At 75.9% G+C, this 23,013-nt stretch carries 18 protein-coding genes, 2 tRNA genes and 1 pseudogene; 11 read left to right on the top strand and 10 right to left on the bottom strand.

What is annotated here, in order from left to right; genetic code table 11:
- The first annotated feature begins 23 nt into the window (after positions 1–23).
- The gene (locus FHN55_RS03685; protein ID WP_139710890.1) at positions 24–470 is read left to right on the top strand and encodes an SRPBCC family protein; all 447 of its coding nucleotides are present in this window, start codon (positions 24–26) and stop codon (positions 468–470) included.
- Positions 471–526: 56 nt separating this feature from the next.
- Here FHN55_RS03685 and FHN55_RS03680 read toward each other — a convergent pair whose 3' ends face one another.
- Positions 527–1,003 carry an STAS domain-containing protein gene (locus FHN55_RS03680; RefSeq protein ID WP_180357621.1) on the bottom strand — a complete coding sequence of 159 codons (477 nt, stop codon included), beginning with the start codon at positions 1,001–1,003 and terminating at the stop codon, positions 527–529.
- A 97-nt stretch (positions 1,004–1,100) separates the two neighbouring features.
- Here FHN55_RS03680 and FHN55_RS03675 point away from each other — a divergent pair, with 97 nt between their 5' ends.
- Positions 1,101–1,757 carry a GAF and ANTAR domain-containing protein gene (locus FHN55_RS03675; protein ID WP_180357620.1) on the top strand — a complete coding sequence of 219 codons (657 nt, stop codon included), beginning with the start codon at positions 1,101–1,103 and terminating at the stop codon, positions 1,755–1,757.
- Between the two features lie 82 nt (positions 1,758–1,839).
- Here FHN55_RS03675 and katG read toward each other — a convergent pair whose 3' ends face one another.
- The 3 genes from katG to FHN55_RS03660 form a co-directional block, all read right to left on the bottom strand.
- Positions 1,840–4,065, bottom strand: coding sequence for a catalase/peroxidase HPI (katG, locus tag FHN55_RS03670; protein WP_139710888.1), 2,226 nt, complete (start codon positions 4,063–4,065; stop codon positions 1,840–1,842).
- Positions 4,058–4,567 carry a Fur family transcriptional regulator gene (locus FHN55_RS03665; protein ID WP_180357619.1) on the bottom strand — a complete coding sequence of 170 codons (510 nt, stop codon included), beginning with the start codon at positions 4,565–4,567 and terminating at the stop codon, positions 4,058–4,060. Before FHN55_RS03665 ends, katG begins: the two co-directional genes overlap by 8 nt.
- 75 nt (positions 4,568–4,642) lie before the next feature.
- Positions 4,643–7,525: an FAD-binding and (Fe-S)-binding domain-containing protein gene (locus tag FHN55_RS03660; protein WP_218974315.1), complete on the bottom strand. Its 2,883-nt coding sequence runs from the start codon at positions 7,523–7,525 to the stop codon at positions 4,643–4,645.
- Between the two features lie 120 nt (positions 7,526–7,645).
- Here FHN55_RS03660 and FHN55_RS03655 point away from each other — a divergent pair, with 120 nt between their 5' ends.
- From FHN55_RS03655 to FHN55_RS03645, 3 genes are all read left to right on the top strand, one after another.
- On the top strand, positions 7,646–8,242 hold the full coding sequence (locus tag FHN55_RS03655) for a hypothetical protein (RefSeq protein ID WP_139710887.1): 597 nt from the start codon (positions 7,646–7,648) through the stop codon (positions 8,240–8,242).
- Between the two features lie 136 nt (positions 8,243–8,378).
- Positions 8,379–9,353 (top strand): ring-cleaving dioxygenase, encoded by a 975-nt coding sequence (locus tag FHN55_RS03650; RefSeq protein ID WP_139710886.1) that lies wholly within the window; start codon positions 8,379–8,381, stop codon positions 9,351–9,353.
- Positions 9,350–9,979: an alpha/beta hydrolase gene (locus tag FHN55_RS03645; RefSeq protein ID WP_139710885.1), complete on the top strand. Its 630-nt coding sequence runs from the start codon at positions 9,350–9,352 to the stop codon at positions 9,977–9,979. The genes FHN55_RS03650 and FHN55_RS03645 overlap by 4 nt, the downstream gene beginning before the upstream one ends.
- Positions 9,980–10,149: 170 nt before the next feature.
- Here FHN55_RS03645 and FHN55_RS03640 read toward each other — a convergent pair.
- Positions 10,150–10,222: transfer RNA gene (locus tag FHN55_RS03640), tRNA-Arg, on the bottom strand.
- Between the two features lie 138 nt (positions 10,223–10,360).
- Between FHN55_RS03640 and FHN55_RS03635 the strand changes: the two genes are divergently transcribed.
- Entirely contained in the window at positions 10,361–11,917 is a 1,557-nt protein-coding gene (locus FHN55_RS03635; RefSeq protein WP_139710884.1) for a hypothetical protein, read from the top strand.
- A gap of 66 nt (positions 11,918–11,983) precedes the next feature.
- On the opposite strand, the gene FHN55_RS03630 is transcribed toward FHN55_RS03635, so the two are convergent.
- Positions 11,984–12,074 (bottom strand) — tRNA-Ser (locus FHN55_RS03630).
- Positions 12,075–12,362: 288 nt separating this feature from the next.
- On the opposite strand from FHN55_RS03630, the gene FHN55_RS03625 reads away from it, so the two are divergent.
- The 5 genes from FHN55_RS03625 (at position 12,363) to FHN55_RS03605 (ending at position 17,953) form a co-directional block, all read left to right on the top strand.
- Complete coding sequence (locus FHN55_RS03625; protein ID WP_139710882.1) at positions 12,363–13,811, top strand: LCP family protein; 1,449 nt, start codon at positions 12,363–12,365, stop codon at positions 13,809–13,811.
- A gap of 149 nt (positions 13,812–13,960) precedes the next feature.
- Positions 13,961–15,679: an LCP family protein gene (locus tag FHN55_RS03620; protein WP_139710880.1), complete on the top strand. Its 1,719-nt coding sequence runs from the start codon at positions 13,961–13,963 to the stop codon at positions 15,677–15,679.
- Positions 15,680–15,779: 100 nt separating this feature from the next.
- Positions 15,780–16,349 carry a type 1 glutamine amidotransferase domain-containing protein gene (locus FHN55_RS03615; protein ID WP_139710878.1) on the top strand — a complete coding sequence of 190 codons (570 nt, stop codon included), beginning with the start codon at positions 15,780–15,782 and terminating at the stop codon, positions 16,347–16,349.
- Entirely contained in the window at positions 16,346–16,651 is a 306-nt protein-coding gene (locus tag FHN55_RS03610; protein WP_306821784.1) for a DUF6480 family protein, read from the top strand. Before FHN55_RS03615 ends, FHN55_RS03610 begins: the two co-directional genes overlap by 4 nt.
- 69 nt (positions 16,652–16,720) lie before the next feature.
- A complete protein-coding gene (locus FHN55_RS03605) occupies positions 16,721–17,953 on the top strand; it encodes a glutamate--cysteine ligase (RefSeq protein ID WP_139710876.1) in 1,233 nt (410 codons plus the stop codon).
- A gap of 37 nt (positions 17,954–17,990) precedes the next feature.
- Here the strand turns inward: FHN55_RS03605 and csrA are convergent.
- The 4 genes and pseudogenes from csrA to FHN55_RS03585 form a co-directional block, all read right to left on the bottom strand.
- Positions 17,991–18,170 (bottom strand): annotated as a pseudogene (gene csrA, locus FHN55_RS24230) (carbon storage regulator CsrA); the annotation flags it as partial.
- A 73-nt stretch (positions 18,171–18,243) separates the two neighbouring features.
- The gene (locus tag FHN55_RS03595) at positions 18,244–18,969 is read right to left on the bottom strand and encodes a PilZ domain-containing protein (RefSeq protein ID WP_139710872.1); all 726 of its coding nucleotides are present in this window, start codon (positions 18,967–18,969) and stop codon (positions 18,244–18,246) included.
- The gene (locus FHN55_RS03590) at positions 18,966–21,008 is read right to left on the bottom strand and encodes a hypothetical protein (RefSeq protein ID WP_139710870.1); all 2,043 of its coding nucleotides are present in this window, start codon (positions 21,006–21,008) and stop codon (positions 18,966–18,968) included. The genes FHN55_RS03595 and FHN55_RS03590 overlap by 4 nt, the downstream gene beginning before the upstream one ends.
- Positions 20,983–23,013 carry a flagellar biosynthesis protein FlhA gene (locus tag FHN55_RS03585; RefSeq protein WP_218974314.1) on the bottom strand — a complete coding sequence of 677 codons (2,031 nt, stop codon included), beginning with the start codon at positions 23,011–23,013 and terminating at the stop codon, positions 20,983–20,985. Before FHN55_RS03585 ends, FHN55_RS03590 begins: the two co-directional genes overlap by 26 nt.

Here is a 23,013-nt window from a genome sequence, read left to right as displayed (position 1 = left end):
GCGGTCGAGAGGACGACGGCGACGTGAGCGTCCGGGAGCGCTGGGTGGCGGCCCCGCCGGAGGCCGTGTGGGAGCAGCTGGCCGACGGCTGGCGCTACGCGGACTTCGTGGTGGGCAGCGCCCACGTGCGCCGGGTGGACGCCGGGTGGCCGGCACCGGGCACGAGCATCCACCCGGTGGTGGGGGCGTGGCCCCTGCTGCGGCGCGGCCGCACCACCAGCGAGGAGGTCGACGCGCCGCACCGGCTGGTGCTCACGGCGCGCAGCTGGCCGCTGGGCGGGGCCCGGGTCGTCTTCGACCTGGTCCCCCGCGACGGCGGCACGCTGGTGCGGCTCACCGAGGACGCCGTCGAGGGGCCGGGGCGCCTCGTGCCCCGGCCCCTGCGGACCCCGCTCATCGGAGCGCGCAACACCGAGACGCTCGCGAGGCTGGAGGCCCTGGCGCGGGAGCGGGGCACCGCGCCCGGCTGACCGCGCTCACCCCGCGCAGTCCCGCCGCGCACAGCCCCGCCGCGCGCAGTCGCCGCTCAGCGGGGCGACCGCGGCCTCGGGCGCGCACCGCGCACCGGGGAGGCGGCACCGGCGACGTCCCGCAGCACGACGGCCTCCTCGGGCGGCCCCGCGCGCAGCACCGCAGGCCCCAGCCCGTGGCGCTCGAGGAGGTCGAGCAGCCGCCTCACCGCGGGGCTGGGGCGCAGCACCAGCAGCGACCCGCCGGGACCGGCCAGCTCCAGCAGGGCGCTCAGCCCCGCGACGTCGAGGAAGGTGACGCCAGCGGCGTCGACCGAGCCGAGCCGCTGCCCGTGCTGGTGCAGCAGGGCCCTCACGGACTGCAGCTGGGCGGCCGTGGACACGTCGACCTCACCGCTGAGGTGGACGACGGGGCGGCCCCCGGCCCACCGCAGGGCCACCGCGGCGGTGCTGGTCGCGGTCGTCGCAGCGACCTGGAGGCCCGGGTCGTGCTGGTCGTCAGGGTGCGTGCGGTGGATGACCTGGTGCGTCACGGAGGCCTCGCCGGTGAGTCGTCCGGGGCCGGTGCGTCGACCCGGGGACACCGTAGGCCGCCCGGCCGCGCTCGACAACGGGTGCCACAGTTGTGGTGTGCACAGCAGCGCAGCCTCTCCGGAGCTGGACCTGTGCGCTGCCGTCGAGCCCGTGGTCGGGTGGGACCGCGTGGCCGTCGCCGTCGTCGTCGACCCCGAGCGCAGGCTGCCCCTGGTGGGGTCCGACCTGGCCCTGCAGCGGTTCAACAACTTCCAGGAGAGCCTCGTGCAGGGCCCCTGCCGCGACGCCCTGCAGTGCGGCGGGCCGGTGCTCGTCGACGACCTGCGCGCCGAGGACACCCCCTGGCAGCTGCTCCTCAGCTCCGCCCCGCGCGACTTCCCCGTGCGGTCCACCGCGTCGCTGCCGCTGCTCGGGCCTGCGCCCGACCGGGTGCCCCTGGGGGTGCTGTCGGTGGGGCGCGACCGCGTGGCCCCCTTCACGCTGACCGACGTGCAGGTGCTGCAGCGGCTGGCCGACGTGCTGGCGCGGCTGCTGCTGGCGCGCAGCTCGCGGGGGGACCTGCTCGCCGACGTGGCCCCCGACGAGCTGCCGGTGCTGCTGGGCATGCTGCGGGTCCGGCTCGACGTGGACGAGGCGGTCGCCCTGGCCCGGCTGCGCGGCTACGCCTTCGCGGAGGGGACGACGATCCAGGAGGTGGCCGCCGACGTCGTGGCGGGCCGGCTCGACCTCGACGAGGTCGACCTGGGCCGCTGACGCCGCACGGCGCGGGACGGGCCGCGCGCGACCGCGCCCCGGCCGGAGGGCCGGGGCGCGGTCGTGGCGGTCACCTGACGGGTCAGGCGTGCAGGTCGAAGCGGTCCAGCTCCATGACCTTCTGCCAGGCCTTCGCGAAGTCCGCCGCGAAGAGCTCCCCCGCGTCGTCGGAGGAGTAGACCTCGACGATGCCGCGCAGCACCGAGTGCGAGTTGAGCACCAGGTCCGCTGCGGTCGCGGTGCGCACCACGGTGCCGTCGGCGGCGACGCCCTCGTAGACGCCCTCGGCGTCGCGCGAGGTGCGCCAGTCGACACCGAGGTCGAGCAGGGTGCGGAAGAAGTCCTGCGAGAGGACCCCCACCCGGTCGGTGAACACGCCGTGCTGCGTGCCGCCGGTGTTGGCGCCGAGCACCCGCAGACCGCCGAGGAGGACCACCAGCTCCTTGGCGGACAGGCCCAGCAGGTAGGCCTTGTCGACCAGGAGCGTCTCCGCGTGCACCTTGGTGCGCGGGTCGGTCCAGGAGCGGAAGCCGTCGGCCTTGGGCTCGAGCCAGCGGAAGTTGTCGACGTCCGTCTGCTCCTGCGAGGCGTCCGTGCGACCGGGGGTGAACCCGACGGAGACGGGGGCGCCGGCGTCGGCCGCGGCCTTCTCCACCGCGGCGGTGCCACCGAGGACGATGACGTCGGCCAGGGAGACCTTCGCACCGGTGGCCGCCTCGAACTCGCCCTTGACGCGCTCGAGCACGGGCAGCACGTCGCGCACGCCCTCGTTGACGGCCCAGCCGATCTGCGGCTCCAGGCGGATGCGGGCGCCGTTGGCGCCGCCGCGCTTGTCGGTGTCGCGGTAGGAGGCCGCGGCCGACCAGGCGGTGTGCACCAGCTGCGACACCGTCAGGCCGGAGTCGAGCAGGCGGGCCTTGAGGTCGGCGACCTGGGCGTCGGTGACCAGCTCGTGGTCGACGGCGGGCACCGGGTCCTGCCAGATGAGCACCTCGGACGGGACGTCCGGGCCGAGGTAGCGCTCACGGGGGCCCATGTCGCGGTGGAGCAGCTTGAACCACGCGCGGGCGTACTGGTCGGCGAAGTACGCGTGGTCGTCGCGGAACGCCTTCATGATCTCGTGGTAGGCCGGGTCAGCCAGCAGCGCGAGGTCGCTGGTCAGCATGATCGGGTGGTTCATCTTGCCGGGGACGTGCGCGTCGGGCACGAGGTCCGCCGCGGCGCCGTCCTTCGGCTTCCACTGCTTGGCGCCGGCGGGGCTGGTGGTCAGCTCCCACTCGTAGCTGAACATCGTGTCGAGGTAGGAGCTGTCCCACCGGGTGGGCGTGGGGGTCCAGGCGCCCTCGAGGCCGCTCGTGGTCGTGTCAGCGCCCTTGCCGGTGCCGAACTGGTTCTTCCAGCCCAGGCCGTTGCCGTGCACGGGGCAGCCCTCGGGCTCGGGGCCGACCAGCTCGGGGTCGCCCGCGCCGTGGACCTTGCCGAACGTGTGGCCACCGGCGATGAGCGCGACGGTCTCGACGTCGTTCATGCCCATGCGGCCGAAGGTGACGCGGATGTCGTGGGCGGAGCCGAGCGGGTCGGGCTTGCCCTGGGGGCCCTCGGGGTTGACGTAGATCAGGCCCATGGTGACGGCGGCGAGGTCGCCCTGCTCGAGGTCGAGCGGGGTGTCGGGGCCGCTGTAGCGGTCGTCGGTGAGGAAGGAGTCCTCCGGGCCCCAGAAGACCTCCTCCGGCTGCCAGGTGTCGCGGCGGCCGAAGGCGAAGCCGAAGGTGGGCAGGCCCATGTCGTCGTGGGCGACGTTGCCGGCGAGCACCAGCAGGTCGGCCCAGGAGAGCTTGCGGCCGTACTTCTGCTTGATCGGCAGCAGCAGACGGCGGGCCTTGTCGAGGTTGGCGTTGTCGGGCCAGCTGTTGAGCGGGGCGAAGCGCTGCGCGCCCTGGCCGCCGCCGCCGCGCCCGTCGGCGATGCGGTAGGTGCCGGCCGCGTGCCACGACATGCGGATGAACAGCGGGCCGTAGTGGCCCCAGTCCGCCGGCCACCAGTCCTGGGAGGTCTTCATGAGCTCGGCGAGGTCGCGCTTGACCTCGGCGACGTCCAGCTTCGCGAACTCGGCGGCGTAGTCGAAGTCCTCGCCCAGCGGGTCGGACTCGCGGGAGGTCCGGTTGAGCGGGGACAGGTCGACCTGGTTGGGCCACCAGTCCTGCAGGCTGCGCGGGTGGTCGGTGACCGGGGTCGGCGGCTTGATCGCCGGGTTCTCGCTCTCGCTGGTGCTGGCGCTGTTCGCCTTCTCCTGCGCGATGTCAGTCACGGTGTGCCTCTCTGCTGGCGGGACCTTGCTCTGGCCTGGAAGCGGGGGCGGGGGCGCACGCCGGGCACAGCCCCCAGAAGGTGATCTCGGCCTCGTCGAGCACGTAGCCCGCGGCCGGGTCGGTGCCGTCGGCGGACCGGTCCGGGACGAGGCACGGGGCCTCGCCGACAGCGCAGTCCACGTCGGTGATGGAGCCGCACGCGCGGCACACGAGGTGGTGGTGGTTGTCGGCCACGCGCGCCTCGTAGCGGGCCACGGAGCCGCGCGGCTGGATGCGCCGGACGACGCCGGCGTCGGCCATCACGCGCAGCGCGTCGTAGACGGCCTGGTGCGACAGCGACGGCAGGCTCGCCCGGGCGGCGGAGATGAGCGCGTCGGTGGTGGCGTGCGGGTGGTCGCCGACGGCGCCCAGCACCGCGAGGCGCGGCCGCGTCACGCGCAGCCCGGCGTCGCGCAGTGCGCGCTCGCCCGGCGCGCCCTCGCGGGTCCCGTCTGTCGGCACACCGACGATCCTGGTCGCTGTTCTTGAACGAGTCAAGATCTGGGGTCGTCATCGAGGTGGCCCCCGGTCGACGCGTCAGCGGGTCGCTGCCTCCAGCAGCTCCAGCACGTGCTGGTACGGCCGTCCGGTGGCGCGGGTCATCCCCAGCTCGCAGGTGCGGTTGGCGGAGGCGTGCGCGTCGAAGGGTCGCGCGGTGACCTCGGCGGCCTCGCGGGCGGTGGCGCTCGCGGTGAGCTCGGGGTGCAGCAGCCCGCGGTCCCCGGCGTAGGCGCAGCACCCCCACGCCTGCGGCACCACCACCTGGTCCGCGAACGCCTCCGCCACCGCCCGCATCGCCGCGGTCGCGCCCGTCGCCGTCGTCGAGCAGGTGGGGTGCAGGACCACCGAGGCGAGCCTGCGGGTGACCGTGAGCCGGTCGAGCAGGCGCTCCGCCGCGAACCGGGTGGCGTCGAGCACCCGGACCTGCGGGGCCCGCGAGCTCACCAGCTGCGCCAGCCCCTCCGCGCAGGAGGCGGCGTCGCAGACCACCGGCAGCTCCCCGCCGCGGGTGGCCTCGACCAGCGCCGGCACCACCGTCGCGGCCACCTCCTCGTAGCCGCTGCGCAGGCCCTTGGACTTCCACGGGGTGCCGCAGCACAGCGACCCCGGCGCCTCGGGCGCCAGCAGCCCCACCCCCGCGCGCTCGGCCAGCGCCACCAGCGCCTGCGCCGCTCCCCCGCCGGCTGCCCGGGGAGGCGCGACCACCCCGGGCGTGGGCCCGAAGAGGGTGCCGAGGCACGCCGCGAAGAGCACCGCCTCGGCGCGCGGTCCCGGTGCTGTGCGGTCCGGGCCGTGCAGGGAGCGGCGCGCGCGGCCGCCGCGGGGCAGCTCCGGCTCGTAGGAGGGCACCCGGTCGGCGCCGAGCACCGCGCGGGCCGCCGTGGTCGTCGCCCGCACCACCGGCGCGGGCAGGAGCGCGGCGGTGCTCAGCGCGGCCCCGCCGGCGCGGGTGACCGCGCCCCAGTGGCGGGCGGCCCCCGCCCACGCCCCGTCGAGCAGCGGCGACACCTGCTCGGCGCGCAGGCGGCGCACGAGGTCACCGGTGTCGATCCCGACCGGGCAGGCCGAGGCGCACAGCCCGTCCACGGCGCAGGTCTGCACCCCGGCGTACTCGTAGTCCTCGCTGAGCCGGGCGGCGAGGTCGTCGTCGCCGGCGGCGCGGGCCGCAGCCACCTCGCGGCGCAGCACGATCCGCTGGCGCGGGGTGAGGGTGAGGTCCTTGCTCGGGCAGGCGGGCTCGCAGTAGCCGCACTCCACGCACCGGTCCACCTCGGCCTCCACCGTCGGCACGGTCTTGAGGTGGTGCAGCCACGCGTCGGGGTCGGACGCGATGATGACGCCGGGGTTGAGCAGGCCCCGGGGGTCGAAGAGGCGCTTGACCTCGACCATCAGGGAGTAGAGGAAGTCGCCGTACTGGCGCCGCACGAAGGGCGCCATGATCCGCCCGGTGCCGTGCTCCGCCTTGAGGGAGCCGCCCGCGCCCAGCACGAGGTCGACGAGGTCGGCGGTGAAGCGCCGGTAGCGCGCCAGGCTGGCGGGGTCGTCGAAGCGCTCGTTGACGAGGAAGTGGATGTTGCCGTCCTTGGCGTGCCCGAAGACGACCGAGCCCTCATAGGCGTGCTCCTCCAGCAGGCGGGTCAGCCCGCGGCAGGTCTCCAGCAGGGCCTCGACGGGGACGACGACGTCCTCCAGCAGCGCGGTGGTCCCGGACGGGCGCGCTCCGGCCACCGCCGGGTAGAGGCCCTTGCGGACGTGCCACAGCGCGGCGCGCTGCGCGGGGTCGGAGGTCAGCGCGGCCGGCGCGGCCAGCGGCAGCGCCTCCAGCACCGGGGCGAGCACGGCCCGCGCGGCCACCAGGCCCTCGGGGGTCGCGGCCTGCAGCTCCACGAGCAGCGCGGCGTGGTCGACGACGGCGACACCGGAGATCTCGGGCGGCACGGACGCCAGGCCCTGGGCCACGCGCAGGGACGCGGCGTCCATGAGCTCGGCGGTGGCCACCCCGGCGCCCACCAGCGCGGGCAGGGCGGCGGTGGCGCCGCCGAGGTCGGGGAAGACGAGCAGTCCGGTGGCGACGTGCGGGTGCACGGGCACGGTGTCGAAGGTGGCCTCGGCGACGAACGCCAGCGTGCCCTCGCTGCCCACCAGGAGGTGGGTGAGGATCTCGACGGGCGTGCAGTGGTCGAGCAGGGCGTTGATGCCGTAGCCCATGGTGTTCTTCATCGAGAACTGCCGCTGGACCTCGGCGACGGCGGCCGGGTCGGCCAGGAGCCGCTCGCGCAGCGCGAGCAGCCCGGCGTGCAGGTCGGGCCGGTCGCGCCGCAGGCGCTCGTCGGCGTCGGGCGCGGAGGAGTCGACCACGGTGCCGTCGACGAGCACCGCCGTCATGGCGCACAGCGTCCGGTAGGTGTTGGCGGTGGTGCCGCATGCCATGCCGCTGGAGTTGTCGGCCACCACGCCGCCGACGGTGCAGGCGACCTCGCTGGCCGGGTCGGGGCCGAGCGCGCGCCGGTGGGGGGCGAGGCGCGCGTTGACCTCGCGGACGGTGGCACCCGGCTGAGCGCGCACCGTGAGGCCGCCGGGTCCCACCTCCACGCCCCGGAAGCCCGCCCTGACGTCCAGGAGCAGCCCGTCGGTGACGCCCTGGCCCGACAGGCTCGTGCCCCCGGAGCGGAAGGTCACGCCCAACCCCCGTTCACTGGCCCGGGCCATCGCGGCGGCCACGCCGGCGGCGTCGCGAGCGGTGGCCACCACCTGCGGCACGAGCAGGTAGTGCGACGCGTCGTGGGCGCGGGCGCGCCGGTCGAGCTCGCGGCGGCTGGCGGTCACGCCCGGGGCCCAGCTCTCGGACCCGGGGGCCGCCTCCAGCGGCGTGGTCGGCAGCGCGGGGCTCGGGACGGGAGGACGGGTCGGGCTGGTCACGGGCCACCTCCGGTGCTGGCTGCCGAGCTGCCGCCCAGCATCCCCCACGGCGCCAGGCCCTCGCGAGGAGGACGCGCGCCGCCCTTCCCGCGGGTCCCCGCCGCACCTACCGTGACCGGCGTGAGCGCCTCGCAGGAGCCCGCCCCCGACGCTGCAGCCACCCTCGGCGTCCCCACCACCCACCGGGAGCCCCGCGAGCTCTCCGCCCGCATGGCCGCCGAGGCGGTGCGGCGCGTGCACGCGCTGGAGGACGTCCCCGCCGACGCGCCCCTGGAGCCGCACCCCGACGCGAAGGCGCCGGGCGCCAACTTCATCGACGTCCGCGACGACCACAGCCACCCCCGCTACTGGGTGGGCATGTCGGGCGAGGTGCTGGCCACGCAGACGGCGCCGGGACCGGGCGCGGGACCCGTCGTCAAGCGGGCCCGCGCGCGCTACGCCGCAGCGGTCGAAGCGGTCCGCCTGCGGCACCGGGTGCCGGTGAGCACCGAGCTGTTCGCCACGCCGGACGCCTTCGTGGACGGCGCCTTCTTCGTGCACGAGGCACCGTCCGCGGACGGTGGCGCAGCGGTGCGGTGGGTGGACGGCGCCGGCGAGGTCCACGACGGGTACCGCCTGGTGGACGGTGAGACCCGGTGGGAGCCGAGCACGGTGGCGGCGCGCCGCGACGCGCTGCGGGCGCAGCCCGCCACCGCCGCGCTGGTCGACGCCGACTGAGCACGGGGCGGGCCGAGCCCGCGAGCAGCCCGGGAAGACGCGGGGCACCGCCGTCGTTGGATAGTACAGTTTTCAACTGATGCTTGTGCATCGACCCGCTCCCGCGTCGCGCGGGAGCGGCGACGGAGGAGGACCCATGTCGAGCACCAGCGGCCTGCACCACGTCACCGCCATCGCCGGGCACCCCCAGGCGAACATCGACTTCTACGTCACGGCGCTGGGGCTGCGCCTGGTCAAGCGCACCGTCAACTTCGACTCCCCGGGGGCCTACCACCTCTACTACGGGGACGCCGCTGGCCGCCCGGGCTCGCTCATGACCTTCTTCCCGTGGCCCGGCGTGCAGCAGGGCCGCATCGGGACCGGTCAGTCCACGTCCACGGCCTTCTCCGTGCCGGCCGGGAGCCTCGGCTGGTGGCGCGGCCACTTCGCCGCCCTCGGCGTGGAGAGCGAGCTGCGGAGCGCGGGCTCGGAGGAGGAGCGCCTGCTCGTCCGCGACCCCGACGGGCTCCAGCTGGAGCTGGTCGCCTCCAGCACCGAGGACCCGCGCGACCCGTGGGACACCCCCGCGGTGCCCGCCGAGCACGCCGTGCGCGGCCAGCACTCCTCGGTCCTGACCGTCGCCCGGCCCGAGCGGACCATCGGGGTGCTGACCGAGGACCTCGGCCTGCGCGTCGTGTCCCAGCGCGGCGGCACCACCCGCCTGGCCGCCGGTGACGGCGGGCCGGGCGACATCGTCGACGTGGTGGCCGCGGGACGCGGCTCGGAGGGCCTGACCGCCGGTGGCACCGTCCACCACATCGCCTTCCGCGTCCCCGACCGCGCGGCCCAGGAGGCCTGGCGCCACGAGCTCGCCGAGCGCGGCCACCACGTGACGACGGTCCTGGACCGGCAGTACTTCACCTCGATCTACTTCCGCGAGCCCGGAGGGGTGCTCTTCGAGATCGCGACCGACACCCCCGGCTTCGACGTCGACGAGCCGCTGCTGGAGCTCGGGCGCTCCCTGAAGCTGCCGCCGTGGCTGGAGCCCCGCCGCGAGGCCATCGAGCGCGCCGTCCCCCGGATCAGCCTGCCCGCGGAGAACAACCCCGCCGCCGACGCGGTCGGCCGATGACGGGCGGCCCTGCGGCGCAGCGACCGCACCTGTTCCGCGACGGACCCGGTCCCGTGCTGCTCACCCTGCACGGGACGGGGGGTGACGAGGCGCAGATCGCCGAGCTCGCTCCGATGGTCGACCCCGACGCGGCTGTCCTCTCGCCCCGCGGCGACGTGGTCGAGCAGGGCGTGCGGCGGTGGTTCCGCCGCTACGCCGAGGGGATCTTCGACGAGGACAGCGTGGTGGCGGAGGCCGCCAGGCTGGCGGACTTCATCACCTGGGCGCGGACCGCCCACTCGCTGGAGGGCAGGAGGATCGTCGCGGTCGGCCTGTCCAACGGCGCCAACATCGCCCTCGCCACGCTGCTGCTGCACCCCGGGGTGCTGCAGGAGGTCATCGCCCTCTCGGGCATGCACCCCCTGCCCGACCGCCAGGTCGGGCACGGGCTCGAAGGCACCCGGGTGCTGCTCCTCAACGGGGCCAGCGACCCCATGGCCCCCAGCGGCAGCGTGGACCGGCTCGAGCGGACGCTGCGGGACGCCGGCGCGGCGGTCGACCGCAGGGTCCGCCCCGGCGGTCACGGCGCCCAGCGCAGCGAGGTGGCGGCGGCCGCCGAGTGGGTCGCCCGTCCGACGAGCGGGTGACCGACCGACCGCACGGACCTGCAGCAGCGTTCGGCGTTCGGCAGCTCGTGGCGCGCGAGCCGGTCGACGGCAGCCCGCCGCTCGGGACGGCGTCGCGCGCGGCGACCACGCAGAAGGCCCCCGCCAGCCTCGCGGCTGGTCGGGGGCCTCTGCGTCGCTGTCTCAACGAGCGCGCCCGGCAGGACTCGAACCTGCAACCTTCTGATCCGTAGTCAGATGCTCTATCCGTTGAGCTACGGGCGCTGGAGTGCGGTGAAGACATTACCCGACGCCCGGGAGTGCTCGCGAACCGGTTCCCCCGCCCGGACCGGAGCAGGGGCCCCGCGGCCGTCCCACCTGCGCACTTTGGCGGCCGCGCGCCGGGTGGGCGAGGCTCGTGGCGTGCTCCGCTGCTCGTCGTCCTCCTCCGCCACCGCTGCCGGGGTCCTCGCGGCGGTGCTCGTCCTGACGGGGTGCACCGCCGGGGACGGCGAGAGCAGCGCTCCCCCGGCGGCGGCCTCCGCGGGCGGCACGGCCCCGCTCGACGACTCGGGCGCCGCCGCAGCGACCGTGCCCACCCGGGCCTCCACGCTGGTCCCGGGGACCACCGCCGACGCCCTCGCCGCGGGCGCCAGCGCCGCGCTGTTCACCAGCGCCCGCCGCGCCCTCCTCGTCGGCGCCGACGACACCGCGTCCCAGGCCACCGCGGCGCAGGCCGCGCAGCGGCTGCGCGTCCCGGTGCTCGTGGCCGGCGACGCGGGCGCCGCGGAGGTCGCCCGGCTCGGCGCGGAGGTGGTCCCCGTGGGCTCCGCGGCGCAGGAGGCCGCTGCCCAGCGCGGCCTGGTCGTCGCCGACGACGCCGACGCGCTCCTGTCCGGCACCGGGGACGACGGCGACGGCCCGGCGGCGAGCGCGCCGGCTGCGCCCACCGCGGTCGTCCTGACCTCCGGGGGCGCCGAGGCGGGTCCCGCGGAGGCGACCGCGCGGGCGGCGGGCGCCTCGGCCGTGCAGCTGCCCGGCGCCGACCCGCGCGCGGACGCCGCCCTCGTCCAGCAGCTGGGGGCCGCGCCCCAGGTCCCGGTGGTGGCCCTCGGTGACGCCTTCGGACCGGCGGACCGCCTGGACCAGCGCCTGGCCGTGGTCCGCACCGGCGTGCAGCTGCCCGGGCCGTCCGGGCTCGGCGGCCAGCTGCCCCTGGCCGGCCGGCGCCTGGTGGCGCTGTACGGCCACCCCGGCACCCCGAGCCTGGGCGTGCTCGGCGAGCAGGACGCCACCGCGACCATCGCGCGCGCCGGCCAGGTGGCCCAGCAGTACGCGGGTCTGGACGCGCTGCCGCCGGCGCCGGCGCTCGAGGTCATCGCCACGGTGGCGAGCAGCTCTCCCGGCCCCGACGGCGACTACTCCACCGAGACCCCCGTGGACGAGCTCCGGCCGCTGGTCGAGCAGGCGCTGGGCTCCGGCCTGCAGGTGGTGCTGGACCTGCAGCCGGGCCGCTCCACCTTCCTGGAGCAGGCCAGGGCCTACGAGGAGCTCCTCGCGCTGCCGGGCGTCGGCCTGGCGCTCGACCCGGAGTGGCGGCTGCAGCCTGGCCAGCAGCACCTGGCCCAGGTGGGCAGCGTCTCGGCGGCGGAGGTGGACGAGACCTCCGCCTGGCTGGCGCAGCTGGTGCGGGACCGGCAGCTGCCGCAGAAGGTGTTCCTGCTGCACCAGTTCCGGACGTCCATGGTCACCGGGCGGGCCTCGCTGGACACCAGCCACGACGAGCTGGCGTTCGTGGTGCACGCCGACGGCGCCGGCGCCCCCAGCGAGAAGGAGGCCACGTACCGGGCGCTGCAGGCCGGCGCGCCGGAGGGCCTGGTGTGGGGGTGGAAGAACTTCTACGACGAGGACTCCCCCACCTTCACCCCGCAGCAGACGGTGGCGGAGCAGCCGAGCCCGGTGTTCGTCAGCTACCAGTAGGGGTGAGCCGGTCCGGTGCGACGACAGGGGCCCCGGCAGCTGCCGGGGCCCCTGTCGTCCGGAGGGCGGAGGTGGCGGGATTTGAACCCGCGATGGGCTTTAACACCCAAACCCGCTTAGCAGGCGGGCGCCATAGACCGGACTAGGCGACACCTCCTCGCGCCACGGGAACACGCGTCGCCGCGCAGCGCACCCGTGAGCGCAGCACCACCCTACGCCGTGTCGATCCTCCGCGTGCAGCAGTCCCCAGGAACAGGTGCTGCAATGGTCGCGGCCAGCACCGGGTCACCGCCCACGCTGGTCGTGCGCAGGCACCTGACCTGCGCCTCGACAGCGACGGAGGCTCCACCTGGACGGGACCACGCGGACCGGCTCGACCGCAACCGCGCCACCGCGCCACCGCGAGCGCGGAGAGGACGGGTTCGGTCGTGCCGCCGGCTGGACGGTGCTCGGCACCGCCGTGCCCGGTGCGGGGCTGCTCAACGCCCGCCGCCGGGCCCTGGGCTGGCTGGCGCTGGTGCCCTTCGCGCTCGTGCTGGGCGCGGCCGCGGTGCTGTGGGGCACGGGGCGCGCCGTCGACGTGGCCCAGCGCTACCTGCTCGACGCCGACGTGCTGCTCGGCCTGGCCGTGGCGGCCGCCGCGGCCGGCCTCGCGTGGTGCGCGGTGGTGGTGGGGACCCACGTCGCCCAGCGCCGGCACCGCGGCGTGAGGGGGCACCGCCTCGCCTCCTCGCTGCTCGTCGTGGTGCTGCTCGCCGTCGTCGTCCTCCCCGCCGCGACGGCCACCCGGTACGCCCTGGTCTCGCGCTCCCTCATCACGTCCCTGTTCCCCAGCGGCCAGGACGCCGCCTCCGGCGAGCCCACCGGCACCGCCCGCGACCCGTGGCAGGGCGTCCCGCGGGTCAACGTGCTCCTCGTGGGCGCGGACACCGGCGCCGACCGCATCGGCACCCGGCCCGACACCGTCATCGTCGCCAGCATCAACACGGTGACCGGGGACACGGTGATCTTCGGCCTGCCCCGGCAGCTGTCCGGGAACTTCTTCCCCGAGGGCACCCCCGCCGCGCAGGCCTGGCCCGACGCGTGCGAGGCCAACGGCACCGGCGGCTGCTGGCTCAACGCCGCCTACCTCTTCGGCACCCAGAACCCGCAGCTGTTCCCCGGCGCCGACGACCCGGGGCTGGCCGCCACCGAGCAGGCCGCCGCCGGCGTGGTGGGACTGGACATCGACTACACGGCGATGGTGAACCTCACCGGCTTCCAGGACCTCATCGACGCGATGGGCGGGATCCGCCTCACCGTCGACCGGCGCATCCCCATCGGCGGAGGGGAGCGGCTCAGCAGCACCGGCCGCGTCATCGGCACCTACCCGGTGACCGGCTACATCGAGCCGGGCCGGGACCAGCTCCTCGACGGCTACCACGCCGAGTGGTACGCCCGCTCGCGCTGGCAGTCGAACAACAACGACCGCATGGACCGCCAGCGCTGCCTCATCAACGCCGCCGTGCAGCAGTACAGCGTGCTCGACCTGGCCCGCGCCTTCCCGCAGCTGGCCGCCTCCGCCGAGCGCGACGTCACCACCGACATCCCCGCCAGCCGGCTGTCGGCGTTCGTGGACCTCGGCCGCAAGGTCAAGGAGGCACCGCTGCGCTCGCTGTCCTTCACCGAGCCGCTGGTCGACACCGGTGACCCCGACTACGACCAGATCCACCAGCTGGTGCAGCAGGCGCTCGTGCCGCCGCCGCCGGCGCCCTCCCCGTCCGCGACGACGCCCTCGGTGACGCCCTCGCCCACCACGTCCTCCCCCAGCCCGACGGACGGGTCCACGCCCAGCCCCACCGAGAGCACGCCCAGCGGCGAGGCGGTGGACGCGAGCAGCGTCTGCCCGTCCTGACCGCGCGGGCCGCCGCGAGGGCGGAAGGCCGTTACCACACGTGACCGCTCCGGCGCGTCACGTGGCGAATGCGGCGTGGCTGGGTGATCCCGGTGGTGTGATGGCCTTCCGCCGTGCGCGACCGAGTCGCACGGGCGCGAGGGGGTCTGGTGACCGTGACAGAACCGGGGAGCTACCCGCGGCGACGCGACGTCCGCGGCTCCCGCGGCGTGCGGGACGTCCGCGAGGCGGGGGACGTGAGGGACGTCCGCGACGGCCGCCCGCAGCGCGCCGCCCGCGGCGCCACCGCCACCGCGACGGCCGTGCGGCCGCCCGCCCCGCGCCGAGCGCCCGAGGGCGCGCCGCCGCGGCCCGCTGCGAACGAGGTGACCCTCATCCACGCCGGTGACGACCCCCGCGGCCGGCACGCCAGCAGCTCCGGCGAGGGCTTCACCCGCCTGGTGCTGCTGACGGTGCTCGGCGCCGCCGTGCCGGGCGCGGGCCTGGTGGCCGCCGGCAGGCGCTTCTGGGGCTGGCTGGTGCTGCTGCCGGTGCTCGCCGGGCTCGGTGCGGCGGCAGCCGTGCTGCTCACCGGCCGGCTGGTGCCGATGGCCCGCAGCATCGCCTTCGACCCGCAGGCGATGCTCGTCATCGCGGCCGGTGCTGCGCTCGGCGCCCTGCTGTGGTGCGTGGTCATCGTGGCCACCCATGCGAGCCTGCGCCGCTCCCCGGGGGTCGGCCGGCTCACCCGGGCCCAGCGGCTGGGCTCGCTGCTGCTCGTCACCGCGCTGCTCGCCCTCGTGGTGGCCCCCTCGGCCACGGCGGCGCGCTACGCGATGGCCAACCACGACCTGCTCGAGAACCTCTTCGGCTCCGAGTCGCGCTCCGGCAACGCGCCCGACACCGCGGCCGCGAACCCCTGGGCGCAGGTGCCGCGCGTCAACGTGCTCATGCTCGGCGCCGACACCGGCTCGGACCGGGTCGGCACCCGGCCCGACACGATCATGCTCGCCAGCATCGACACCAAGACCGGTGACACCACGCTCCTCAACCTGCCCCGCCAGCTCGAGGACGTGCCGTTCCCGCAGGGCAGCGCCGCCGCGAAGGCCTGGCCGAAGGCGTGCGAGGAGGACGGCGAGGGCGGCTGCATGCTCAACGCCGTCTACCTCTTCGGCACGCTGCACCCAGAGATGTTCGGCGGCACCGCCAAGGGCAACGACCCCGGCGTCGAGGCCACCAAGGAGGCCGTGGCCGCCGCGACCGGCCTGGACGTCGACTACTACGCCATGGTCGACCTGGAGGGCTTCCAGCAGCTCGTGGACGCCATGGGCGGCATCACCCTCAACGTGCCGCGCGACATCCCGATCGGCGGCGGCCACAACCTCGAGACCGGTGGCAAGTACCCGATCACCGGCTGGATCCGGAAGGGCCAGGCCCAGGAGCTGGACGGCTACGAGGCGCTGTGGTTCGCCCGCTCGCGGGAGGGCTCGGACAACAACGACCGCATGGCCCGCCAGCAGTGCGTGATCTCCGCCGCCGTGCAGCAGTACGGGCCGGTCGAGCTGGCCGCGGCGTTCCCGTCGCTGGCCAAGGCCGCCGAGAGGAACATCCAGACCGACATCCCCGCCGGCGAGCTCGACGCCTTCGTCACGCTCGGCCAGGTGGTGAAGGGCGGCGACCTCCGCGCCCTGTCCTTCACCAGCGCCAACATCTCCACCGGGGACCCGGACTACGACGCGCTGCGGGAGATGGTGGAGAACGCGCTGTACCCGGCGCCGCCCGCCCCGGCGGCGAGCGCTGCTCCCAGCGCGTCGTCGTCGGCGGTCCCGGCGCCCGCCGAGAGCCCGGCGGACCCCCACCAGGCCGTCGACCCCTCGACCACCTGCTGACGCAGGACGACCAGCAGGCCGGAGGGCCCGCACCCCNNGGGGTGCGGGCCCTCCGGCCGTCCCGGGGCATGAGGGGACGCGCACGGGGTAGGTGTCCCGCATGACCGATCAGCTGCAGGGACGGAAGGTCGCGGTGCTCGCCGCCGACGGCGTGGAGCAGGTGGAGCTCACCGAGCCCGTGAAGGCCATCAGGGACGCCGGCGGTGAGGTGGTGCTGCTGTCGCTGGAGAGCGGCTCGATCCAGGCCTACGAGAACGACGTCGAGCCCAAGGACACCTTCGACGTCGACGCCGAGGTGTCCGGCGCCGACCCCGGCGACTTCGACGCGCTGCTGCTGCCCGGCGGCACCACCAACCCCGACCACCTGCGGATGGACTCCTCCGCCGTGAGCTTCGTCAAGCGGTTCGTGGAGTCCGGCAAGCCCGTCGGGGTCATCTGCCACGGCCCCTGGACGCTGGTCACCGCCGACGTGGTCCGCGGCCGCACGCTGACGTCCTGGCCGAGCCTGCGCACCGACCTGCAGAACGCCGGGGCCACCTGGGTGGACGAGGAGGTCGTCCGCGACCGCGGCCTGGTGTCCAGCCGCAACCCCGGCGACCTGCCGGCGTTCTGCGCCGCCGTCGTCGAGGAGTTCGCGAGCAGCCCCGCTGCCGCAGGGGCGGGCGCGTGAGCTCCAACCTCGGCGGGGGCCCCGGGCGCGGGCCGGATGGCGGCCACGGCGACGAGGGCGCCGACCGGGAGCGCCCGGGCAGCTCCAGCGAGGTGCCCGACCCCGATCCCGCGACCACCCCGGGCCTGGAGCCCGGTGGCGGCGTCGCGCCCGGTGACACCCCGCCGTCGGAGGCCGGGACGTCGGGCCTGTCGGCCCCGGAGCCGAAGCTGCCCAGCCGGCGCGCGAACCTCGTCGTGCCGATCGTCATCGCGGTGCTGGTGGCTGCCGCAGCGCTGGCGTTCTTCGCCGCGCGCCTGTGACGGGGTCACCGGGGCGCTGATCACCGGGAGGGGCAGCGCGCGGTGGGCGGCGTGTGCTGAGGTGGCGGTGTGACCACGCCGTCCCTCGGACCGCACGCGCGTCGCGGTGCGCTGCCCTTCCGCGCCTCCGAGCGCCCCACGCTGGGCGTGGAGTGGGAGGTGGCGCTGGTCGACGCGGCCACCGGTGACCTCGCCCCGCGCGCCTCCGACGTGCTGGCCGAGGTCGGCCGGCGCCCCGCCCACCCCGACGGCCGCCAGCGCGTCACCCACGAGCTGCTCACCAACACCGTGGAGCTGGTGACCGGCGTCCACGACACCGTCGCCGAGGCCGTCGCGGACCTGCACGAGGTGATGGGCCAGGTGCGCTCCGCTGCGGAGCCGCTGGGCCTGGACCTGGCCTGCAGCGGCACCCACCCCTTCGCCCAGTGGTCGGCGCAGACCATGACCGAGGGGCCCCGGTACGCCGAGCTCATCGAGCGCACGCAGTGGTGGGGCCGCCAGATGCTCATCTGGGGCGTCCACGTGCACGTGGGCATGTCCAGCGTGCACAAGGTGCTGCCCGTGCTGGACGCGATGCTGGCCTACGCCCCGCACCTGCAGGCGCTGTCGGCGTCCTCGCCGTTCTGGGCCGGGGTGGACACCGGCTACGCCAGCAACCGGGCGCTGATGTTCCAGCAGCTGCCCACCGCTGGCCTGCCCTTCCAGTTCGCCCGCTGGGAGGAGCTGGAGGCCTACGTCGGGGACCTGCTGCACACCGGCGTCATCGACTCCTTCAAGGACGTCCGCTGGGACGTGCGGCCCTCCCCGGGCATCGGGACGCTGGAGGTCAGGGTGTGCGACGGCGTGCCCACCGAGGCCGAGCTGGCGGCGCTGACCGCGCTGACCCACTGCCTCGTGGTGGACCTCGACGCCCGCCTGGAGGCGGGCGAGCTGCCGGCGGTGCTGCCGCCGTGGCACGTGCAGGAGAACAAGTGGCGCGCCGCCCGGTACGGGCTGGACGCGATCATCATCACCAGCGCGGCCGGGGACGAGCGCCTGGTCACCGACGACCTGGCCGACGTCCTCACGCGGCTGGAGCCCGTGGCGCGTCGGCTGGGATGCAGCGACGAGCTGGCCGCGGTGGCGCAGATCCCCGTGCACGGCGCCAGCTACCAGCGCCAGCGCGCCGTGGCGGCCGCCAGCGACGGCGACCTGAAGGCGGTGGTGGGCTCCCTGGTCAGGGAGCTGCGGGAGGGGCGGCCGGAGGCTGCTCCGACGGCTGGGGGGCCTGCGCCGGCACCGGGGGCGCCGGTCGCTTCCTGAGGCCGGCGAGGACCGCCGGGGAGGGGGCCGCGCCGGTGCTCGCGGCCTCGAGGTTGGCGGCGCGGACCGCGTGGAAGACCTCCTCGCGGTGCACCTGGACGTCGCGGGGCGCGTCCACGCCCACCCGGACCACGTCACCGCGGATCTCCAGGACCCTGACGGTGACGTCGGTCCCGATCATGACGCTCTCACCGGCACGTCGCGTGAGGACCAGCATCCACCCACAGTAGCCGTCCGGTACGTCCCGCCACGGGCGAAACGCCGGAACGACCAGCGGTGACGAACCGGGGTCAGCTGCGCCGGGCGCGGCGCTGCCAGGCGAAGACGAGGCGGCGCAGGGCGTCGGCCTGGGCGCGGTCGTCGTGCAGCTGCACCACCACCTCGCAGGCGTCGGGGTCCTCGAGCAGGCGCCCGGAGCGCAGCACCGTGCCGAACAGCTCGTGCTCGGTGACGTCCACGCCCTCGACCGCGTCGGCGGCGCCGTGCGCCACGTCGACCAGCGTCAGGCGCACCGCGACACCCGCCCCCTCGGGGCAGTCCGCGCCCGGACCGGTGGCGCGCAGGTGGGCGCGCAGCCCGCCCTCGGACAGGTCCTGGAGCTCTCCGGCGGCGCTCCCGCGCTCGGGCAGCTGCCAGTCCACGACGACGCGCGCGGGGAACGGCAGCACGGCCTCGGACCGCACGAAGCTGCGGCGCTGCTTCACGTCCGGCCCGCCAGCCACCTGCAGCCACCACAGGGGCACGCCGTCGCGCACCCGGGCGCGCAGCAGGACGGGCACCACCACCAGGCCGCGCGGACCCGGCCAGCTGAGCTCGAACGGGTCCCCCTCGCGGGGCGGCTCGAGCTCGCCCTTGCGCAGCGGCGGGACGGCGACGGCCACGGCGTCGCCGTCGACGTCCTCGACCACCGTCGCGCGCGGCTCCTCGCCGGGCGCGGTGAGCAGGGCGCGGCTGCCGAGCGGCGGCCACGCGACCTCGCGGCGGGGCGGCGGGGTGCGGTCGCGCGCCGGGCTCACCGCAGCTCCTCCGCCGCCAGCCGCGCCGCGAGCATCGACACCCAGGCCTCCGGCGTGGCGGGACGGTCTCCGACGAGCACCACGGGGGCGGGCAGCGCGAGCGCCGCGGCGGGCGCGGAGGTGACCTCGGTGTTGGTGAGGGCGAGGGCGTCCACGCCCCGCTCACCGGCGACGGCGGTCAGCCACGCGGCGGTGTCGTCGAGGCGGCGCGTGGCGTCGACCACGGCCCACACCTCGTCGGGCGCGAGCTGCTCGAGGGTGTCGGCCACCGCGGCCCGCACGGGCGGCGCCGCGCCGATGGGCGCCGGCAGCACCACCACCAGGGAGCGGCGGTCGGCGCGAGCGTCCTGCGCGGCCTCCTGCAGCTCCTGCCGCGAGGGCAGGCACCGCTCGGGCGCCACGCCGCGCACCCGGCGGCCCATGACGACGACGTCCTCCTCGCCCAGGCCCATGCCGGTGGCGAGGTGCTGGGCCACGGGGAGCGCGTCCTCGAGGTCGGCCAGGACCGCGACGACGGGCTCGGCGACCGGGCTCGTGCGGCTGCGCACGGGGGCGCTGCCGATGCGGCGCGCCAGCTCCCGCATGGCCGCGGAGCGGCCGGGCGGGAGGTCCCACAGCCACGGCACGGGGACGCCGAGCGCCGCCAGGCGCTGGGCGAGCCGGTCTGCGGAGCGGCGGTCGTGCGGGTCCTGCGCAGGGACGGGCGCCGGCGCGAGCGGCTGGGGCGTGAGCGGGGCCCGTGGGAGCGAGGGGGGCGCGGCCAGGGTCGGCGTCCACGCCGCGGCGTCGTCGTCGTCGACCAGGGCCTCGACGAGCGGGGCCAGCGGCGCGAGCCGCGGGTCGGTCTCGGGCAGGCGCAGGACGGCGCTGCGCTGCAGGGCGTACCCGTCGGACCGGGGGCCGGCGGGCAGCGGGGCGAACGAGCGGCCCACGCGGCGGGGCAGCGGGGCGGGGACCGGAGCCGCGGCCGGGGGCAGCGGCGGCGCCACCGAGGCCGCCGAGGGAGCCGGCACCGGGGCCGCTGCGAGGGCCACCTGCTCGGCGACCGGCGCCGCCGCGGGGGCCGCGGTGAGCACCGCGGAGGCGCGGGACGGGGCGAGCAGCGCGTCCTCGTCGACCGCGGGCTCGGGAGCTCGGGCCTCCTCGGCCTCGGCGGTGCGGGCGGCAGCGGCGGCCTCCGCCTCGGCCTCCCAGGGGGCGCGCCAGGGCTCGACCACGGGCGTCTCCGGCAGCACGGCCGCCGGGGCGAAGAGGTCCGGCGCGGACTCCTCCAGGGGCTGCAGCGGCTCCAGCTCCGGCGCCTGGGCGGCGGACCGCGCGCTGGCGGGCTCGGCGACGCGGCCGACGATCGGTCGCCGCGAGCGCGGGGTGCTGCCGGGCGGAGGGCCGTCGACCCAGGGGTCGTCGTCGTCGGAGCCGCCCGGGGAGCCGCCCGCGGAGCCGCCTGGGGAGGCGGCCGGCGGCGCCTGGGCGGAGCTGGCGGCGAAGGCCTCGGCCACCGCACGAGCGGCCGGGCTCAGGGGGGCGCCGCCGGTGACGGCGCCGAAGATGGCGTCGAAGTCGTCCAGCGACCCCCCGGCGAGAGCGGGGGCGGAGGGGCCCGCGGGTGCCGGCGCCGGGGCGGGCCGGGAAGCGCGGGGCGCGGCGGCCGGAGCGGCGGCGGGGCGGGTGGCGGCGTCGCCCTGCTCGGCGGCGGCCAGCAGCGCCTCGAGGCCACCGGCCGGCTGGCCCTGCGGAGCGGGCCGGGCCGGGCGCTGGGGCTGCGAGGCCAGCGGTGAGCGCGGAGCGGGGGCCGGCCTCGCGGCGCTCGTCGTCGTCGTGGGAGCGGACGGGGGGGACGCCGTCCCGGCGGAGCCGGGGACGGGGTCGGGGACCTCGACGGTCACCTCGAACTGCTCGCGGGCGAAGAAGCCCGCCACGCCGCCGACGCGGACGCGCTCGGCCTTGACGATCTTGACGTCCGCGCCGTGCTCGGCCCAGACCCTCTCGAGGAGCGGCTCGATGGCGGGGCCTTCAAGCAGCAACTGCTTCGGCGCCACTCACGACCCCCACCGTCTCGACGACCATCCCGGGGCCCGACACCTCGGAGTAGGACAGGACAGCGACGCCGGGGGTGGTCAGCGACACGACTCGACGCAGCGGGGCCCGCAGCGCCGGGGCGCACACCAGGACGGGAGACCACCCAGCGTCCTCGACATGACGGACCTTACGGGCCACCTCGTCCACCACCCGCTCGACACGCGCAGGGTCCATCGACAACTGCGGGCCGGAGTCGGTCAGGCGCAGCGTCTCCACGAACTGGTGCTCCAGCAGCGGGTCGAGGGTGAGGACCCGCAGCACGCCGTCCTGCACGTGCGGGGCGGCCACCGCGGGACCGAGGGCGGCGCGGGCCGCCTCCACCAGGTCGGTGTGGGAGGCGCCGCCCTTGGCGCGCAGCGACAGGCCCTCGTAGATGCGGCCGAGGTCGCGCACCGCGACGCCCTCCTCCAGCAGCGACTGCAGCACCTGCTGCACCTCACCCAGCGACAACAGGCTCGGCACCAGCTCCTCGACGACGGCCGCGTCGGTGCTCTTGAGCGAGGCGGTGAGGGTCTTGACGTCCTCGCGGGAGATCAGGCGCGGGGCGTTCTTGCGGACGATCTCCGCGAGGTGGGTGACGAGCACCGAGGCGCGGTCCACCACGGTCGCGCCGGTGAGCTCGGCCTGGTGGCGCATCTCCGCCGGCACCCACTTGCCCTGCAGCCCGAAGACGGGCTCGACGGTGACGACGCCGGGCAGCGACTCCAGGTCGTCGCCGAGGGCCAGCACCTTGCCGGGCGGCGCCTGGCCCACGCCCACCTCGACGCCGGAGATGCGGACGGCGTAGGAGGACATCGGCAGGTCGAGGGAGTCGCGGGTGCGCACCGGAGGGAGCACGATGCCCAGCTCGAGGGCGATCTTGCGGCGCAGGGCGCGGACCCGGTCCAGCAGGTCGCCGCCGGAGGCGGTGTCGACCATGTCCACGAGGTCGGGCGCCAGCACGATCTCGAGCGGGTCGACGCGCATCTGCTGCATGAGCTGCTCGGGCGTCTCCGCGGTGGGAGCCAGCGGGTCCACCTCGTCGGTCGTCTCGGCGGCGGTGGCCTCGGGCTTGATGCGCTGGGCCAGCAGGAGCAGCCCACCGCCGACGACGATGAACGGCAGCTTGGGAAGGCCCGGGATGAGGGCCAGCGTGAGGCCGCCGACCCCGGCGATCCGCAGCGCGGTCTTGTTGCGCAGCAGCTGCGTGGCGGCGTCGGTGCCCAGGTCGGAGGTGGACGTGGCGCGCGTGACGATGATGCCGGTGGCGATGGACATGAGCAGCGCCGGGATCTGCGTGACGAGGCCGTCGCCGACGCTGAGCAGCGAGTACTTGTGGAGCGCCTCCCCCGCCGACAGGCCGTTCTGCACCATGCCGATGGCGAAGCCGCCGATGAGGTTGATGAGGATGATGATGATGCCGGCGATCGCGTCGCCCTTGACGAACTTGGCGCCACCGTCCATGGCGCCGTAGAAGTCCGCCTCGGCGGTGACGTCCGCGCGGCGCTGGCGGGCGGTGTCCTCGTCGATGAGGCCGGCCGCGAGGTCGGCGTCGATGGCCATCTGCTTGCCGGGCATCGCCTCGAGGGTGAAGCGGGCGCCGACCTCGGCGACGCGCTCCGCACCCTTGGTGATGACCATGAACTGGATGACCACGAGGATCGTGAAGATCACCAGGCCGATGACGATGGACCCGCCGACGACGAAGTCGCCGAACGCGTGGATGACGTCGCCGGCGTGGCCGTCGCGCAGGATCAGGCGGGTGCTGGCCACGTTGAGGCCCAGCCGGAACAGCGTCGCGACGAGCAGCACGCTGGGGAAGATCGAGAAGTCCAGCGGCCGCTGGACGTACATCGCGGTCATCAGCACGAGCAGCCCGATGATGATGTTGAGCGCGATGAGGAAGTCGAGCAGCAACGGCGGCAGCGGCACGACCAGCAGCAGGATGATGCCGATCACGCCCAGCGGCAGAGCGAGGGTGCTCAC

Source organism: Streptomyces sp. NP160, assembly GCF_006335115.1.
In the GTDB taxonomy this organism is placed as follows: Bacteria; Actinomycetota; Actinomycetes; order Actinomycetales; family Quadrisphaeraceae; genus Quadrisphaera.
This window is presented reverse-complemented; position numbering and strand designations above follow the sequence as displayed.

Bases quoted from the DNA above. Each gene is read 5' to 3' on its own strand.
- FHN55_RS03650 (WP_139710886.1), top strand. From the start codon at position 8,379: ATGTCGAGCACCAGCGGCCTGCACCACGTCACCGCCATCGCCGGGCAC.
- FHN55_RS03645 (WP_139710885.1), top strand. From the start codon at position 9,350: ATGACGGGCGGCCCTGCGGCGCAGCGACCGCACCTGTTCCGCGACGGA.
- FHN55_RS03615 (WP_139710878.1), top strand. From the start codon at position 15,780: ATGACCGATCAGCTGCAGGGACGGAAGGTCGCGGTGCTCGCCGCCGAC.